Origin of the sequence: Xenorhabdus budapestensis (assembly GCF_002632465.1) — a bacterium.
GTDB classification, from domain to species: Bacteria; Pseudomonadota; Gammaproteobacteria; order Enterobacterales; family Enterobacteriaceae; genus Xenorhabdus; species Xenorhabdus budapestensis.
The window spans coordinates 1-771 of sequence record NZ_NIBS01000120.1; the positions used below are offsets into that span (position 1 = coordinate 1).

Annotated in this window: 1 protein-coding gene; it reads left to right on the plus strand. The window is 41.8% G+C overall.

Features of this window, described 5'->3' with window-relative positions; translation table 11 throughout:
- Nucleotides 1–58: 58 nt before the first annotated feature.
- Nucleotides 59–771, plus strand: a protein-coding gene (locus Xbud_RS19165) for an IS1 family transposase (protein WP_211283561.1) whose coding sequence is annotated in 2 segments (ribosomal slippage) — nt 59–311 and nt 311–771 — 714 coding nt in all. Because the reading frame shifts where the segments join, the coding sequence is not laid out codon by codon here.

The window sequence follows — 771 nt, forward strand, 5'->3', positions numbered from 1 at the left end:
GGTCGTGACTCTAAAGCGTTAATTTGATATTCTTGTGTTTTTTTAGTGGAACCCACATGTGACTGTCAAGATAGAAGTTGTTTGCCGATATTGCGGTCAAACCGAACCTGTACGTAAACACGGGACAGGTAAAGCAGGCTTCCCGCGCTATTATTGCAAGGATTGCCGGAAAACCTTTCAACTTAACTATCGTTACAATGGCCATAAACCTGACATGAAAGAGAAAATTGTTGATATGGCAATGAATGGCTCTGGTGTGAGAGACACTGGCCGCGTTTTAGGTGTCGGTATCAATACGGTAATACGCACTTTAAAAAACTCTCGCCAAAACAAGTAACAACGAGACAGGTCGTTTACGAAGATGTGACTCTCATCTGTGAATTAGATAAACAATGGTCTTTTGTGGGCAACAAAAAACAACGCCATTGGCTTTGGTATGCGTTTGATATAAAAAGAAAACAGGTCATAGCCCATGTATTCGGTCCGCGAACCGATGCAACCTGCCGCAAATTGCTCGACTTACTGACCCCTTTTAGCATTCGTTTCATCACGCCGGATGACTGGGGGAGTTACACCCGAGAAATTGAGTCTGAAAAGCATTTAGTGGGAAAAATTTTTACTCAACGCATTGAGCGGCATAATCTCAATCTGCGTATTCATATCAAACGATTGGCAAGAAAAACAATTTGTTATTCACGTTCGATAGAAGTCCACGAAAAGCTGATTGGGGCATATATTGAAAAACATCATTACAACGCTTTGGAGTCATGA